This window comes from Bradyrhizobium oligotrophicum S58, assembly GCF_000344805.1.
GTDB lineage: Bacteria > Pseudomonadota > Alphaproteobacteria > Rhizobiales > Xanthobacteraceae > Bradyrhizobium > Bradyrhizobium oligotrophicum.
In genome coordinates, this window is sequence record NC_020453.1 from 4446493 (window position 1) to 4461755 (window position 15263).

General features: G+C 65.9%; 13 protein-coding genes. 6 read left to right on the forward strand and 7 right to left on the reverse strand.

The window, feature by feature from the left end:
* Positions 1-208: 208 nt before the first annotated feature.
* Together S58_RS19120 and S58_RS19125 are read right to left on the reverse strand one after the other, a co-directional pair.
* On the reverse strand, positions 209-928 hold the full coding sequence (locus S58_RS19120; RefSeq protein WP_042340811.1) for an IclR family transcriptional regulator: 720 nt from the start codon (positions 926-928) through the stop codon (positions 209-211).
* Positions 929-1018: 90 nt separating this feature from the next.
* Entirely contained in the window at positions 1019-1699 is a 681-nt protein-coding gene (locus S58_RS19125; RefSeq protein ID WP_015667008.1) for an RraA family protein, read from the reverse strand.
* 234 nt (positions 1700-1933) lie between these two features.
* On the opposite strand from S58_RS19125, the gene S58_RS19130 reads away from it, so the two are divergent.
* The 4 genes from S58_RS19130 to S58_RS19145 are packed head-to-tail and all read left to right on the forward strand — an operon-like array spanning position 1934 to position 6144.
* Positions 1934-2914, forward strand: a complete 981-nt coding sequence (locus tag S58_RS19130) for a hydroxyacid dehydrogenase (RefSeq protein WP_042340812.1) — start codon at positions 1934-1936, stop codon at positions 2912-2914.
* A gap of 32 nt (positions 2915-2946) precedes the next feature.
* The gene (locus S58_RS19135; protein ID WP_015667010.1) at positions 2947-4284 is read left to right on the forward strand and encodes an MFS transporter; all 1338 of its coding nucleotides are present in this window, start codon (positions 2947-2949) and stop codon (positions 4282-4284) included.
* A gap of 1 nt (position 4285) precedes the next feature.
* Entirely contained in the window at positions 4286-5227 is a 942-nt protein-coding gene (locus S58_RS19140; RefSeq protein ID WP_015667011.1) for an amidohydrolase family protein, read from the forward strand.
* Entirely contained in the window at positions 5224-6144 is a 921-nt protein-coding gene (locus S58_RS19145) for an SMP-30/gluconolactonase/LRE family protein (protein ID WP_015667012.1), read from the forward strand. Before S58_RS19140 ends, S58_RS19145 begins: the two co-directional genes overlap by 4 nt.
* A gap of 14 nt (positions 6145-6158) precedes the next feature.
* On the opposite strand, the gene S58_RS19150 is transcribed toward S58_RS19145, so the two are convergent.
* The 5 genes from S58_RS19150 to dusB all read right to left on the reverse strand — a co-directional run bounded on the left by S58_RS19150 (position 6159) and on the right by dusB (position 12418).
* Positions 6159-7088 (reverse strand): amidohydrolase family protein, encoded by a 930-nt coding sequence (locus tag S58_RS19150; protein WP_015667013.1) that lies wholly within the window; start codon positions 7086-7088, stop codon positions 6159-6161.
* Positions 7085-8404: an MFS transporter gene (locus S58_RS19155; RefSeq protein ID WP_015667014.1), complete on the reverse strand. Its 1320-nt coding sequence runs from the start codon at positions 8402-8404 to the stop codon at positions 7085-7087. Before S58_RS19155 ends, S58_RS19150 begins: the two co-directional genes overlap by 4 nt.
* Positions 8405-8780: 376 nt before the next feature.
* On the reverse strand, positions 8781-10223 hold the full coding sequence (ntrC, locus tag S58_RS19160; RefSeq protein WP_015667015.1) for a nitrogen regulation protein NR(I): 1443 nt from the start codon (positions 10221-10223) through the stop codon (positions 8781-8783).
* 9 nt (positions 10224-10232) lie between these two features.
* Positions 10233-11420: a two-component system sensor histidine kinase NtrB gene (locus tag S58_RS19165; protein ID WP_015667016.1), complete on the reverse strand. Its 1188-nt coding sequence runs from the start codon at positions 11418-11420 to the stop codon at positions 10233-10235.
* The gene (gene dusB, locus S58_RS19170; RefSeq protein WP_083938633.1) at positions 11417-12418 is read right to left on the reverse strand and encodes a tRNA dihydrouridine synthase DusB; all 1002 of its coding nucleotides are present in this window, start codon (positions 12416-12418) and stop codon (positions 11417-11419) included. Before dusB ends, S58_RS19165 begins: the two co-directional genes overlap by 4 nt.
* A 403-nt stretch (positions 12419-12821) precedes the next feature.
* On the opposite strand from dusB, the gene S58_RS19175 reads away from it, so the two are divergent.
* A complete protein-coding gene (locus S58_RS19175; protein WP_015667018.1) occupies positions 12822-14003 on the forward strand; it encodes a bifunctional 2-C-methyl-D-erythritol 4-phosphate cytidylyltransferase/2-C-methyl-D-erythritol 2,4-cyclodiphosphate synthase in 1182 nt (393 codons plus the stop codon).
* Between the two features lie 364 nt (positions 14004-14367).
* Positions 14368-14982 carry a CinA family protein gene (locus S58_RS19180; protein WP_015667019.1) on the forward strand — a complete coding sequence of 205 codons (615 nt, stop codon included), beginning with the start codon at positions 14368-14370 and terminating at the stop codon, positions 14980-14982.
* Positions 14983-15263 lie beyond the last annotated feature (281 nt).

Below are 15263 nucleotides of genomic sequence, written 5' to 3' on the forward strand. Positions count from 1 at the left end.
ATGCATTCCTACCACGCTGTTGCCAAATTGCGACAAATCCGCGGCGGGAGGGGAGAGCGCAGGCTAGTTTGTATGCATTTTGCGCCCTCGGGCGATGTGGATTAGGGTATTTAAATACTTATACGATGAATCCGAGCCAATATTTCTGTTCGCCAAGCGAATAACGTCAACGCAGTCGTTGGACGCAGAAGCGAGCACGCGCTGCGCGCTAACCACCGCACGCCGTCGTCAAGTCGACACCGGCAGTCCTCAATTGTGGACGGATCTCGTCGGCGCGCGCGGCAGTCAACCGGGTCACCGGACCCGACAGCGCGAGGGCGCCGAGCAAGGCGCCACTCGGTCCGAACACGGGGGTCGCGAGCGCCGCAGAATGGGGATCTGTCACTCCGCTGGTGAAGATCGGCGTTTCGATCGCGGCCGCTGCTCGACCGCGATCGAAGTGTCTCAGCACCTGGGCGATCGCCGATTTGTCCATCGGGCGCAGGTCGCCGGGCTGGACATGCATGCGGATCTGATTGGCGCTTTCGACCCGAAACAGGCAGAGGCGTTGTTCGCCCCGCCGCGTGTAGAATGACGCGGTTTCACCGGTGGAGCGCGCCAGCTGCTCCAGCACGGGCGTCACGTGATCGGCAAGACCGAACGCGTGCTGGTAGCAGGCAGCAAGGCGCATCACCTCGGCATCCAGCCGGTAGCCGCCATCGTCCACGCGCCGGATCAGACCGAAACTCTCTAATGAAAGCGCCATGCGCATGACCGTCGTCTTCACGAGACCGGTGCGCTTGGTCAATTCGGCAAGACTGACCTCGCTGTCGCCGCGTTGAAATGCGGTGAGGATGCTCAACGCGCGATCGACGGCAGAGACGCCCTTGAGTCCCGAGGACTTCTCCGGCTTGACCGTCTTGCGGGGTTTGCTCGATTTCTTGGCCACGTCCTCAATCCCGAACAGGCCGCGATCAGGCGACCATTTCGGGACGGTATACACACCCCCGAGCCGAAGTTCACGGCCCGGCAAGGGATGTTAGCCCATATATTCAACGCCCCGTTTCTTCAGCTCCTCGTCGACCCATGAACGGTCGTTGCGTCCCGCGCTGATGGCTTCGAGCTGCGCGGTCTCGGCGTCATGCTTCTTCTTCGTGGCGGCATAGATCGCCTCCGCGTCGGCGAGCGGGACGCACACGAGCCCGTCGTCGTCACCGAGAATGAGATCGCCGGGCTTGATGACCATGCCATCGATCGCGATTTGAACGTTGATCTCGCCGGGACCGTCCTTGTAGGGACCGCGATGAGTGACGCCTGCCGCAAAGATCGGGAATTTGCCGGCGCGGACCGAGGCCGCGTCCCGGATCGCGCCGTTGATGACGACGCCGCCGAGGCCACGGCGCACCGCATGTGCGATCATCAATTCTCCGATCAGCGCATTGGTGAGATCCCCGCCGGCATCGACCACGACGATGTCGCCGGGCTCTGCCACGTCGAGCGCCTTGTGAAGCATGAGATTGTCGCCGGGGCGCGATTTCACGGTGATCGCAGGGCCAGCAAGAACGCCGCCGCCGTGCATCGGACGCAGGCGGGGACCCGCCGCACTCATTCGCGACATGCTGTCGCTCACATTGGCGACCGGTAGCTTGCGATAGCGATCGACGAGCTCCGGCGAGGCCTTCTGCTTCGGGTTTGGATAGATGCGAAAACCGGCGGTCATGGCGAGCTCCCTGGTGTGACGTCCCTGCGGCCCGGCCGATCGGCGGTTGACAAAACGAGCCAGCGGCGCGATACGTACAAAAAATGCAACGCCGTTTCAATTTTAAAATGACGGTGTGGGAAACGGTCAGCGTCCCGTCGAAGACGGGTCGGGCGGCACGATTGCCGCAGGATTCGGCCATGCGTGACATCGCACGATGGCCGGGGCGTTGCCGCCAGACGCGAAGGCAGCGACATGCGCTACAAGATTCTGATCACCGGCCCCGCCCTGACCTCAGAGGCGACCGATCTCGCCGCACGGCGCGGCGCCGCGCTCGTCCCCCATCCGCATTACGTAAGCTCTGAGGAGCTGGCCAAGGTCGCCGCCGCCGAGCAGCCCGACGCGATCATCGTGCGTCAGGGCAAGATCGACGATCGGGTGATGGCCGCGTCGGCGAACATCAAGGCGATCGCCAAGCACGGTGTCGGCTACGACAACATCGACGTCGACGCCGCCGATCGCCGCGGAATCCCTGTTTTCGTCGCGCGCGGCGCCAATTCGCAATCGGTCGCCGAGCTCGCTCTCGCCTTGATGTTTGCAGTGGCGCGCGAGATCCCGCGTCTCGACGCCCGCATCAAGTCCGGGCATTGGGACAAGGCGACCACCAAGGGCGTCCAGTTGTTGGGCCGCAGCCTCGGCGTGATCGGGTTCGGCGAGATCGGCCGCATCCTGGCCGGTCTGGTTCAGCCGCTGCAGATGCAGGTGCGCGTCTTCGATCCCTACATGCCAGCTGACATCAGCATCGAGGCTGCGGAGCGCGTCGGCAGCCTCGACGAAGTGCTGGCGACGAGCGACGTGATCAGCCTGCACTGCCCGTTGACGCCGCAGACGCGCAACATGATCGGCGCCGAGCAGATCGCGCGCATGCGGCGTCACTGCATCCTGATCAACACCGCGCGCGGCGGCTTGATCGACGAGACAGCACTGTTCGAAGCGTTGCGCGACGGTGTCATCGCGGGCGCCGGACTCGATTCCTTCGCCGAGGAGCCGGCCAGGCCCGATCTTCCGCTGCTGACGCTGCCCAACGTGGTCGTCACGCCGCATGCCGGCGCCAGCACCCAGGCGGCCCGCGAGGCCATGGGCGTCATCGCCGTCAATCACGTGATGGACGTCCTGGAAGGCAAGACCATCGACCTGCGTGCGATGGTCAACAAGAAGCAGCTTCGCGTCGCTTGAACGGCGCGCATGATAAAAAATCGGAGGAGACAATGGCAGAAGCCAAGACGGCGCCAAGCGCGCTGGAGCAGACGACCATGCGCCGAGTAACCTGGCGCATCATGCCGTTCATGATGATCTGCTACCTGTTCGCGATCCTCGATCGCGGCAATGTCGGCATGGCATCCCTGCAGATGGTGCAGGATCTCGGGATGTCGAAGGCGGTGTTCGGCTTCGGCGCGAGCCTGTTCTTCTTCTCCTACTTCCTGATGGAAGTGCCGAGCAACCTCGCTTTGCAGCGCTTCGGCGCGCGGCGCTGGATCGCCCGCATCATGATCACATGGGGCATCATTTCGGCCGGGATGGCATTCGTGCAGGGGCAGAACTCGTTCTACGTGATGCGCTTCATTCTCGGCGCCGCGGAAGCCGGCTTCTTTCCCGGTGTCCTGCTGTATCTGACCTACTGGCTGCCGGCCAATTATCGCGGCCGCCTGATCGCCCTGTTCGGCATCTCGATCCCGGCCGCGACCTTCATCGGTTCTCCGCTCGGCGGACTGCTGCTGAGTCTCGACGGCCTGCTCGGTCTGCGCGGCTGGCAGTGGCTCTTCATCGTCGAGGGCGTTCCCACGGTGCTGCTCGGCCTGGTCTGCCTGTCGATCCTGACTGACAGGCCCGATCAGGCGCGCTGGTTGCGCGATGACGAGCGGGCCTGGCTGTGCGCCGAGCTCGATCGGGAAAAGGCGAGCCGACCGTCGGCGACGGAAAGGACCGGCTGGGGCTCCTTCGTACAGCTGCTGAGCAACCCCTATGTCTGGGCGATGGCGCTCGCCTGCTCCGGCGCTTCGGCGGCCGGATCGGTCCTCGGCGTCTGGCAGCCGCAGTTCCTCAAATCATTCGGGCTCACCAACCTGGAGACCGGGTTGATCAACTCGATTCCTTATGGCGTCGCCTGCGTGCTGATGGTGCTGTGGGGGCGTCACTCGGACAAGACCGGAGAACGGCGCTGGCACACCGCGCTGACGCTGATCCTGATCTCGCTCGGTTTCCTCGGCGTCTTCGTCATCCATTCCCTGATCGGAACGGTCATTCTGCTCAGCCTGGTTCTGGTCGGCGCCTACGCGTTCAAGGGGCCGTTCTGGGCGCTGACGTCGGGCTGGCTTGGCGCCGGATCGGTGGCGGCCGGCCTTGCCATGATCAACGCCGTGTCGAACCTGATCGGCGGCGGCCTGATGGTGAACGTCTACGGCAGCGTGCTGGAGGCGACGGGAAATCACGGGTTGGCGTTGCTGCCGATCGCGATGGTGACCATGGTCGGGGCCTCGCTGATCCTGGTCATCAGCCGGCCACGGAACGCCGAGACGTTGAGCCCTGTCATCGTGAAGGGAGCCTGACATGGCGAGACCCGGCACCATCACACGCCGCAGCTTGCTGATCGGCGCCGCGGCGACCGCAGCACTGCCCGGGGTCGCAACGGCTCAGTCACGCGAGGCCGTCCGCTGGTCGGCAGGAACGGCGAGGCCTGCCGCGAAGGCGCCGCCGAACGCGACCGACTGTCACTTCCATACCTACGATTCCAAATACCCCACGGCGCCCGGCGCGACGCTCACCCCGCCCGACGCTTCGCCGGATGACTACAAGGCCCTGCAGCGGCGCATCGGCACCACACGCGGCGTGCTCGTGACGCCGTCGACCTATGGCACCGACAACAGCCTGCAACTGGCCTCGATGAAGGCGCTCGGTCCGGACAATTTCAGGATGGTGGCGGTGGTCGCTGAGGACGTCTCCGATGCCGAGCTCAAGCGGCTCGACTCGCTCGGTGTCCGCGGCGTGCGCTTCAACCTGCCCTTCCCCGGTCCGCTCTCGGTCGCATCGCTCGAGAAACTGTCACCGCGATTTGCGGCACTCGGCTGGCATTGCGAGATCAACATGCGACCGCAACAGCTCGAAGCGGCGCAGGACATGCTCCTGGGCCTGCCGTCGCGAATCGTCATCGACCATCTCGGCGCGCTGCCTGCCGAGGGATTGAAGAGCCCGTCCTACGCCATCATTCGCAGGCTGCTCGACAAGGGCAACACCTGGGTCAAGCTGTCCGGCGCCTATCTGACCAGCAGGTCGCCCTATGTCGAAAGCGCTGGGATCACCGCGGCCTATGTCCGCGCCGCTCCGGAGCGCGTGGTCTGGGGCAGTGACTGGCCGCATCCGACCCGCAAGGCGGAGGACAAGCCCGATGATGCGGAGCTGTTCGACCTGATGGCGAACGCGATGCCGGACCAGGCCACGCTGCAGCGGGTGCTGGTCGACGCGCCTGCGGAGCTGTATGGGTTTGCGCCATGAGCTGGTTCGCCCCGCCACGCCGCATCGACACGCAAGTCTTCGCCAGGCTGCCGGATCACTTCCGCAACGCCAGGCGCAGCGCCTGGGCCGACGCCAACCAGGGTGGCCGCGCGATCGACAGCTTTCTCGAAGGCCCGTCCTTCGACCGTGACGGCCGGCTCTACGTCACTGATATTCCCTTCGGGCGGATCTTTCGGATTGATCCGGACGGCGAATGGACTCTGATCGCCGAGTATGACGGCTGGCCCAACGGCCTGAAGATCCACGCCGACGGCCGCATCTTCATCACCGACTACAAGCGCGGCCTGATGCTGCTCGAGCCCGGAAGCGGCCAAGTCACGCCGTTTCTGGAGACGGTCGCGACCGAGAGCTTCAAGGGCGTCAACGACCTGGTGTTCGGACGCTCTGGCACGCTCTATTTCACCGACCAGGGCCAGACCGGCATGCACGATCCGACCGGCCGCGTCTGGCGGCTCGGCAGCGACGGCCGCCTGACCTGCCTGGTCGACACGGTCCCCAGTCCGAACGGCATCGTGGTCGATCCCGAGGAGAGTTTTCTTCTGGTCGCCGTGACCCGTGCCAACCAGGTCTGGCGCATTCCGCTGCCTGCGAGCGGCATCACCACCAAGGTCGGGGTGTTCGTGAACCTGCATGGCGGTCCCGGCGGACCCGACGGCCTTGCGCTTGACCGCGACGGCAATCTCCTGATCTGCCACACCGGCTTCGGCTCGGTGTGGCGCGTGTCGCCCGTGGCCGAACCGCTCGACCGCATCGTCTCATGCGCCGGCGTTGGCACCACCAACCTCGCCTTCGGTGGCCCCGACAACCGCAGCCTGTTCATCACCGAGAGCCGGACCGGCTCGATCCTGCGCGCCGAGCTCGAGACACCGGGCCTTGCGATGTATTCGCACGCCTGAGACGCTCCGTGCCGTCAGGCGAAGCCGAACAGCTTCGCCGGATTGGCGACGAGGATCTTGTCGCGGATCGCAGGATCCGGCGCCCAGTCGGACGACAGATCGAACAGGACGGCGTCGTCCGGCTTCTCCTTCTCGGTCGGATGCGGCCAGTCGCTGCCCCAGATCACACGGTCGGGCGCGGCCAGGACACAGCCGCGCGCGAGCGCGCTGGTGTCCGGATAGTCCGGAGGACCGACCTTGGTGTCGGCATAGGGCTCGGACAGCTTGATCCAGCCGCGGCCCTTTTCAGCGACGCGCAGCATGGCCTGCGCGCCGGGATGGGCAAGCCCCGCGGGCTGCGGAATCCGCCCGAGGTGATCGAATACGACCGCCACTGGAAGTCGCGCCAGCACCGCCTCGTGCTGGGCGATCTGGTCGCCCGACATCAGCACCTGAACGTGCCATCCGAGTGGCGCGATCCGCTTCGCGGTCTGCTCGAGGCGCTCAGCCGTCGTGATGCCCCAGGATTGCGACGTCAGGAAATTGACGCGGACTCCGCGCACGCCGAGCCCATCCATCCGCTTCAACTCATCGTCGCCAATGGTCTCATCGATGACGACGATGCCCCGCGCCTCGGCGCCGAACTGTTCGAGCGCGTCCAGCAGGCACCTGTTATCGACGCCATAGGTCGATGGCTGCACGATCACGTGGCGCGTGACGCCGAGCCGCTTCTGCAGCAGGCGATAGTCGGCGACGGTCGCACCGTCCGGCCGGCCGCCACGCCAGTGCGGCGAGACCGGAAACCGCGCATCGTAGATGTGGTGATGGCTGTCGCAGGCATTGGCCGGCGCCTTCAGCTTCGGCGCTTCCGTGCCTGCGGAGTTCGGGACGGAGCCCGCTGCCGCGGTCGTGCCGCCTGCCAGGACGAGGGCACTGGCCGCCAATAGGCTACGACGGCTGATCATGCGGCCTCCTTCGGGGCGGGTTTGTCATCGGCGGGATCGCCGAGCAGGAACATCACGGTCGCACCGACCAGCAGGATTGCCGAGAGGACGTAGAGCGGGGTCGAAAAGCTCTTCGTCGATTCCCGGAGATAGCCGATCATGTAGGGGCCGACGAAGCCGCCGAGATTGCCGATCGACACGATCAGCGCGAGGCCGGCGGCGGCGGCGCGGCCGGTGAGGAATCCGGACGGGATCGCCCAATAGGTCGCCTGGAACGACAGGATGCCGACCACCGTCACGGTCAATGCCAGCATCGCCGCCAGCGGCGCCATGAGGCTCGCGCTGATCGACAGCGCTATTCCGGCGGTCGCGAGTGCGCTGCAGACGAACCAGAGACGGTGCCGGGCCCGATTGGCGAGCCGCGCCCACAGCAGCATGCAGATCGCGCCGAGCGCGTAGGGTGCTGCGGAAATGAAGCCGACCGCAACGTAGCTCACGCCGAAGCCGCGCACGATCTGCGGCAGCCAAAGACCAATGCCGAGCGAGCCGCAGATGCCGCAGAAATTGACCAGCGCCAGCACGAACACCTTTGGATTGGCGAACGCATCGCGCAGCGTGTTGCCGTGACGCGCCGCCAAGGTCGCCTGCTCCGCGGCCAGTCGCGCGCTGAGCTCGCGCCGCTCGTTCTGATCGAGCCATTTGGCGTCGTCCGGTCCGTCCGACAGCACGAACAGGCAGGCGATGCCGAGCAGCACAGCCGGCAGCCCTTCGATGATCAGCAGCCACTGCCAGCCGGCAACGCCGCCGAAGCCGTCCATCGTCAGCAACGCGCCTGATATCGGCGAGCCGATCATGTTGGCGACGGGAATGCCGACCAGGAACGCCGCGGTCGCGCGGCCGCGCCAGGCGTCGGGAAACCAGTAGGTGAAATACAGATACACACCCGGCGTGAAGCCCGCTTCCGCCATTCCGAGCAGCAGCCGCATCACTGAGAAGCTCACCGGCCCGACGACGAGGCAGGTGAGGGTCGACAGCAGGCCCCAGCTGATCATGATGCGCGCGATCCAAAGCCGCGCGCCGACCCGCTGCATCATCAGGTTGCTGGGAATCTCGCAGAGGAAATAGCCGAGGAAGAACAACCCCGCCCCCCACCCGAACTGCGACGGCGTCAGGCCGAGATCGCGATTCATCTGCAGGCCGGCGAAGCCGACATTGATGCGGTCGAGATAGCTGACGACGTAGCAGGCGAAGATGAACGGGATGATGCGCCGCATCACCTTCGTCATCGTCGGCGTGATGTCGACCGCCGGCGCGACGCGAGCAGCCTCGCTCTCCATTCTGTTCCTCCCTGGTGCCTTGTTGGGCCGTTTTCCGGCCAGCTTGGGGGCACCATAAAAGGCACAAACAAATAATGCAACGATGTTTCATTTTAGAAAATATCGATTGCTGGACGCCGATCAATCCGACGAGCCGCGCGCGCCACCGCGAAGCGCCGTCGCGGCAGCCCTGAAGGCTGCCGGCACGCACTGAGATCAACAGGAAATGATTTCAACGGGGCGCGTTATGGCCCCTCATGATCTGCGGAAAGGTGACGCGGCTTCGCGCATGCGGCGCGGCCTTGGCCGTCGCCTCGCACCCTCGCATGTGCAGATGATCGCGGACGCCGCAGGCGGTCTCCCCCCGCGCAGTGCCGGGGGGCTCGCAGGCAGCGAGCTAACCGCCGCTGCGATAGACCTGGATGTCGAGGTCGCGGATCTTCTTGCGCAGCGTGTTGCGGTTGAGGCCGAGCAGATCGGCGGCGCGGATCTGGTTGCCACGGGTCGCGGCCAGCGCGGCCGTGAGCAACGGGATCTCGATCTCCTTGAGGATGCGGTGATACAGGCCCGGCGGCGGCACGCCGTTCGGGAAGCCCTGGAAGTGCGACGACAGATAGGCCTCGACGGCGCCGCCGAGATTGTCGATCGAGGTCGGCGCGTTGGAGCCGGTGGTCACCGCCGGCGGCGCCAGCTCGCCGTCGATCACCGAGGCCGTGATGACGTCCTGCGGATACAGCGCGGCAAGGCGCCGGGCGAGGTTTTCCAGCTCGCGGACATTGCCCGGCCAGCGGTGCTGCTTGAGCCGCTCGAGCGCGGCGGCATCGAGCTTCTTCGGCGGCAGCCCGTCCTTCTCGGCCAGCGCGAAGAAGTGCCGAATCAGATCCGGCAGGTCCTCGATACGCTCGCGCAACGGCGGTAGCCGCAGCGGCACGACGTTGAGGCGGAAGAACAAATCTTCGCGGAACAGCCCCTGCTGGATCAGGATGCGCAGATCCTTGTTGGAGGCCGCGACGATGCGCACGTCGGTCTTGATCGGGGTGCGGCCGCCGACCGTGGTGTATTCGCCTTGCTGCAAGACGCGCAAAAGCCGCGTCTGCGCCTCCATCGGCATGTCGCCGATCTCGTCCAGGAACAAGGTGCCGCCCTCGGCCTGCTCGAAGCGGCCCGAGGCGCGGGTGTTGGCGCCGGTGAAGGCGCCGCGCTCATGGCCGAACAATTCCGACTCGATCAGGTCGCGCGGGATCGCCGCCATGTTGACCGCGACGAACGGACCATTCCGGCGCTTGCCGTAATCGTGCAGCGCGCGCGCCACCAGTTCCTTGCCGGTGCCGCTCTCGCCGGAGATCATCACGGTGAGATCGGTCTGCATCAGCCGCGCCAGCACGCGGTAGATCTCCTGCATCGCCGGCGAGCGGCCGACCAGCGGGATCGATTCGAACTCGCTGTCGTCAGGCTGGCTCGCCGCCCGCTCCTTGGGCTCGGCGAGTGCGCGGCCGACGATCGCGATCAGCTCCTTCAGGTCGAACGGTTTTGGCAGATATTCGTAGGCGCCGCGCTCCGACGCGCGGATCGCGGTCATGAACGTATTCTGCGCGCTCATGACGATGACCGGCAGATTCGGCCGCATCTTCTTGATCCGCGGCAGCAGGTCGAACGCGTTCTCGTCCGGCATCACCACGTCGGTGATGACGAGATCGCCCTCGCCCTGGCTGACCCAGCGCCACAGGGTGGCGGCGTTGCCGGTCAGCCGCACCTCATAGCCGGCGCGTGACAGCGCCTGGTTCAGGACCGTGCGGATGGCCGTATCGTCGTCGGCAACGAGAATGCTACCTGCAGGCATAGGTGGTCCTCAATTTGATCCCTGTGAGGCATGCAACGGCGTCCCCGAAACGTCGTCGCCAATGCTGTTTTTTGGGCCGTGATCGTGTTGCTTGGTTGCGCTGTACATCGGCATCAGCACCCGGAAGGTCGTCTTGCGCGGCTGCGACTCGCACTCGATGATCCCGCCATGGTCGCCGATGATCTTCGCGACCAATGCAAGTCCGAGGCCGCTTCCGGTCGGCTTGGTGGTCACGAACGGATCGAACAGATTGGGCATCAGGTCTTCCGGCACGCCGGGGCCGTTGTCCTTGACGCAGAATTCCAGCGGCAGCGACACCCGCGACTTCTTGCCGGGCACCGACAGCCGCACGCCCGGGCGGAACGCTGTCGTGAGCTGGATCTCGGCATCCGTGCCGAGGTCGACGACGGCTTCGGCCGCGTTCTTGACCAGGTTCAGGAACACCTGGATCAGCTGGTCCTGGTTGGCGAGCACCGGCGGCAGCGACGGGTCGTAGTCCTCGACGAAGCGGATGTTGCGGGCGAAGCCCGACTGCGCCAGCCGCTTCACGTGATCGAGCACCGAGTGGATGTTGACCGGCCCGCGCGCCACCGGGCGATCGTCGCCGAACACCTCCATGCGGTCGACCAAGGTGACGATGCGGTCGGCCTCGTCGCAGATCAGTCTGGTCAGCATGCGGTCCTCGGAGGAGGCCTGCTGCTCCAGGAGCTGCGCGGCACCGCGGATACCCGACAGCGGGTTCTTGATCTCATGCGCCAGCATCGCGGCCAGCGCGATCACCGAGCGCGCGGCGCTGCGATGGGTGAGCTGACGGTCCATCTTGTCGGCGATGGTGCGCTCCTGCAGCATCACCACGATGTGCCCGGCCCGCTCCGGCAGCGGCGCGACGTGGAGGTCGACCAGCCGATCGGCGCCGGTGCGCGGCGTGCCGAGATCAACCTTGTACTCGTTGACCGGCGCGCTGGTGGTGCGGACCTGGTCGATCAGCGCCAGCAAGGGGCTTCCGAACGGCACCAGCTTCTTCAGCGACTGCCGTTGCAGAAACTGCGTCGAGGAATCGAAGAACGATTCCGCCGCCATGTTGGCGTCCATGATCATGCCGTCCGGGCCGATGACCAGGACCGGATTCGGCAGGGCGTTGAGGATGGCATCGCCATCGGACGGAAGGCGCTTGCGCTGTTCTGCGGCTGAACTCATGCGGCTGCACTCCAGGCAAAATCGTCGAAAGCTTCACGCAGCGCCCGATGCACCTCGGACGGCTGCTCGGAGGTCAGGATATTTTCACGCCAGGCCTTCAGTTTTTCAGCCGGCGCGTTGGCGTGCTGGGCGGCGACATCGAGCCCCCAGCCGAGATGCTTGCGGGCATGGCGCAGGCCGACCCGCGCGCCATAGTGGCGGCAGATCTCGTCATAGAGCGCAGTGAGAAAAGCGAGCTGCTGAGACAGCTCCGGCGCGGCCTCCTCCGCCCCGCCGTCGAGACGACGGCCGATCTGCCCGGGCAGCCAGGGGGCGCCTTGCGCGCCGCGGCCGATCATCACGGCGTCGGCGCCGGAGGCGTCGAGCGCCTCGCGTGCATCCTCGTAGGTCGTGATGTCGCCGTTGACGACGACCGGCAGATCGACGGCGTCCTTGACCGCGCGCACCGCGCTCCAGTCGGCCTCGCCCTTGTAGAACTGCTGCCGGGTGCGGCCATGCACGGTGATCAGCTGCACGCCGGCCGCTTCCGCGCGGCGCGCCAGCTCCGGCGCATTGAGGCTGCGCTCGTCCCAGCCGAGCCGCATCTTCAGCGTCACGGGCACGTCGACGGCGTCCACCGTCGCCTCGATCAGGGTCAGCGCATGATCGAGGTCGCGCATCAGCGCCGAGCCGGATTGGCCGCCGGTGACGTGCCGTGCCGGGCAGCCCATGTTGATGTCGATGATATCGGCGCCGCCGTCCTCGGCGACCCTTGCGCCTTCGGCCATCCAATGCGCCTCGCAGCCGGCGAGCTGCACCACATGCGGCCCGATGCCGCTGGCCTCGCAGCGCAACCGGGATATCCACCGCCCGCGCACGAGATCGTCGCTCGCGGTCATCTCGGAAACCACCAGCCCGGCGCCCAGCTCGGCCGCGAGTCGGCGGAACGGCGCGTCGGTGATCCCCGACATCGGCGCGAGAACGGCCCGGTTGGCGAGCGAAACGCCGCCTATCTTCAATTGTTTGGCAGGTGTATTGGCCGGACCGGTCACGAACGACTCTTCAAGCTCATCGACGCATCATTGCGTCTGCCCTGCACTCTCAAGCACAATTCTTGGGCAGTCAAGCGCCATGCCTACACTTTAGCCAAGCTGATCAGCATTTCAAGTGCAGTGCAGCAAAATATGCTTGTTCGGCAGTCATGGTAAACCCTTGAGCCGCCGGATTTTTGCATGGCTCCACGGCGGTTCGCGGCGTCGAATCGGCCTTCGCAGGTGCTTCACGGCACCCTTACGAACGCGTCGCGATCGCAGTCGCCGCTCGAGTCATGTGTGATCCTGCTCGCTTAACACCCTCTGCAGATGTAAGAAGCCGGCAAATCTCTTCACCCTCGTCTTTCATCAGCATCGATATCCTGTTCCCATGACGACTTCTCAGCGGACTGCAGCCATCCTCGTCGCGGCCGGGCGCGGCCTGCGCGCCGGTGCCGGCGGTCCGAAGCAATACCGCACCATCGGCGGCCGCACTGTCATCCATCGCGCGCTCGCGGCCTTCGCCGAGCATCCCGAGGTGGCCGTCGTGCAGCCGGTGGTGAACCCCGACGACATCGACATCTTCAATGCCGCCGTGAGCGGCCTGCGCCACGAGGTGCCCGCGCATGGCGGCGCAACGCGTCAGGCCTCGGTGCTGGCAGGCCTGGAAGCGCTGGCGCCGCACAAGCCCGACATCGTGCTGATCCACGATGCCGCGCGTCCGTTCGTCACGCCGGCCGTGATCTCGCGCGCGATTGTCGCGGCCGGCAAGACCGGTGCGGCGATTCCCGTCGTGCCGGTGACCGACACCATCAAGGAAGTCGGAACGGGCGGCGACATCACCGCGACGCCGGAGCGCGCGCGCTTACGCATCGCGCAGACGCCACAGACCTTCAGGTTCGAGACGATCCTCGAGGCGCATCGCCGCGCGGCGCGCGAGGGCCTCACCGAGTTCACAGATGATGCGGCGATCGCCGAATGGGCGGGATTGACCGTCGCGACCTTTGAGGGCGATGTTGCCAACATGAAGCTCACCACACCGGAAGATTTCGTGCGCGAGGAAGCGCGCCTTGCAGCAACGCTCGGCGACATCAGGACCGGCACCGGCTACGACGTCCACGCGTTCGGCGAAGGCGACCATGTCTGGCTGTGCGGCCTGCGTGTGCCGCATAGCAAGGGGTTCCTTGCCCACTCGGACGGCGACGTCGGTTTGCACGCTCTGGTTGATGCAATTTTGGGCGCCCTGGCCGATGGCGACATCGGTTCGCACTTCCCCCCCTCCGACATGAAGTGGAAGGGCGCCTCCTCCGACCAGTTCCTGAAATACGCCATCGAGCGGGTCACCGCGCGCGGCGGCCGCGTTGCCAATCTCGAGGTGACGATGATCTGCGAGCGCCCGAAGATCGGCCCCCTGCGCGACCAGATGCGCGCGCGCATCGCCGAGATTTCCGGCGTCGACATCTCGCGCATCGCGGTCAAGGCGACCACCAGCGAGCGCCTCGGCTTCACCGGCCGCGAAGAAGGCATCGCGGCAACGGCGAGCGCGACGATCCGGCTGCCGTGGAGTGTGTAGATAGGTGAGATTGGATTGATCTGATCGTAGACCTCCACCTCTGTCATCGAGCTACGAGATTGATCCCATCTCAAAGTTGGACTCGCGCTTGCGCCGCAACGACGGCGCGTCCCCTCGCCCCGTTCTTACGGGGAGAGGGTTGGGGTGAGGGGCAGCCGCACGGGTAGTGCGTGCGGATAGACCTGTACCCCCTCGCTTGGATTGCATCTCACGATGCAATCCGACCTCTCCCCGCCCTAGCGAAGCTGCGCTTCGCCCTGGCGGGGCGAGGTCGAAACCGCGGCGGCGCTTCGGGCTCATCGAACGCATCCATCTTCGGCGCGGTACATGTTGAAGTTTTGATCGGTTCGAGGAAACGCTGTTCATGGCGAGCGAACGTCAAATCGGCTCTACCAGCGCGCTGGCCCGCTCGCTGCTCGACATCTGCCGGTCGCGCAAGCTGATGATCGCGACCGCCGAGTCCTGCACCGGCGGGCTCGTCGCCGCAGCCTTGACCGAAATCCCCGGCTCGTCCGACGTCATCGACCGCGGCTTCGTCACCTATTCGAACGAGGCCAAGCGCGCGATGCTCGGCGTCGAGGCCTCGACTTTGCAGACCTTCGGCGCCGTCTCCAAGGAGACCGCGATCCAGATGGCGGTCGGCGCCCTGGAGCGCGCCGACGTCGATCTTGCCGTCGCCATCACCGGCATCGCCGGCCCCGGCGGCGCCACCCCCGGCAAGCCCGTCGGCCTGGTCCATTTCGCCGTCGCCGCCCGCGACGGCCGCATCACCCACCGCGAACACCGCTTCGGCGCGATCGGCCGCAGCACCGTGCGTACGCGCTCCGTGCTCGAGGCTCTGCGCATGCTGATGGAGTTGGCGCGGCCGCAGGTCGCCGTGAAGCCGAAGCGGGCCGCCGCGACGCGCCTCCGCCCTCGCGTGGCGCGAGCGCCACGGCTGCATCCGGTCAAGCGGCCGCCACGGCGGCCGCGGACGTAGGCACTCGTGATGCGCCCTGCCCTCGCCACGCCGTCATCGCGAGCGCGGCGACGCGATCCAGTGTTTGCTAGGACAACGGTGATAGATTCGTCTGTGCGACCTCATCCCTCAATGATCGAGTAACCGATCATGGAGCGTAGGCGGGTTGGTGTCGCGTTAGCCGCACGCTTAACGGGAACATAAGACCGGCAAGCGATAAGCGGGAAGTCTTCCATCGCGCGCGGCTGTGCGGGCGTGGCTGGATTTTGCGCTACGGCTAACAAACATCAACGACCTGCTTT

What these genes read in the sequence shown, in the direction of transcription:
- S58_RS19180 (WP_015667019.1), top strand. Translation starts at nt 14,368, where the DNA reads ATGGCGAGCGAACGTCAAATCGGCTCTACCAGCGCGCTGGCCCGCTCG.
- S58_RS19165 (WP_015667016.1), bottom strand. Translation starts at nt 11,420, where the DNA reads ATGAGTTCAGCCGCAGAACAGCGCAAGCGCCTTCCGTCCGATGGCGAT.
- S58_RS19125 (WP_015667008.1), bottom strand. Translation starts at nt 1,699, where the DNA reads ATGACCGCCGGTTTTCGCATCTATCCAAACCCGAAGCAGAAGGCCTCG.
- S58_RS19175 (WP_015667018.1), top strand. Translation starts at nt 12,822, where the DNA reads ATGACGACTTCTCAGCGGACTGCAGCCATCCTCGTCGCGGCCGGGCGC.
- S58_RS19150 (WP_015667013.1), bottom strand. Translation starts at nt 7,088, where the DNA reads ATGATCAGCCGTCGTAGCCTATTGGCGGCCAGTGCCCTCGTCCTGGCA.
- S58_RS19140 (WP_015667011.1), top strand. Translation starts at nt 4,286, where the DNA reads ATGGCGAGACCCGGCACCATCACACGCCGCAGCTTGCTGATCGGCGCC.
- S58_RS19155 (WP_015667014.1), bottom strand. Translation starts at nt 8,404, where the DNA reads ATGGAGAGCGAGGCTGCTCGCGTCGCGCCGGCGGTCGACATCACGCCG.
- S58_RS19145 (WP_015667012.1), top strand. Translation starts at nt 5,224, where the DNA reads ATGAGCTGGTTCGCCCCGCCACGCCGCATCGACACGCAAGTCTTCGCC.
- ntrC (WP_015667015.1), bottom strand. Translation starts at nt 10,223, where the DNA reads ATGCCTGCAGGTAGCATTCTCGTTGCCGACGACGATACGGCCATCCGC.
- S58_RS19130 (WP_042340812.1), top strand. Translation starts at nt 1,934, where the DNA reads ATGCGCTACAAGATTCTGATCACCGGCCCCGCCCTGACCTCAGAGGCG.
- S58_RS19135 (WP_015667010.1), top strand. Translation starts at nt 2,947, where the DNA reads ATGGCAGAAGCCAAGACGGCGCCAAGCGCGCTGGAGCAGACGACCATG.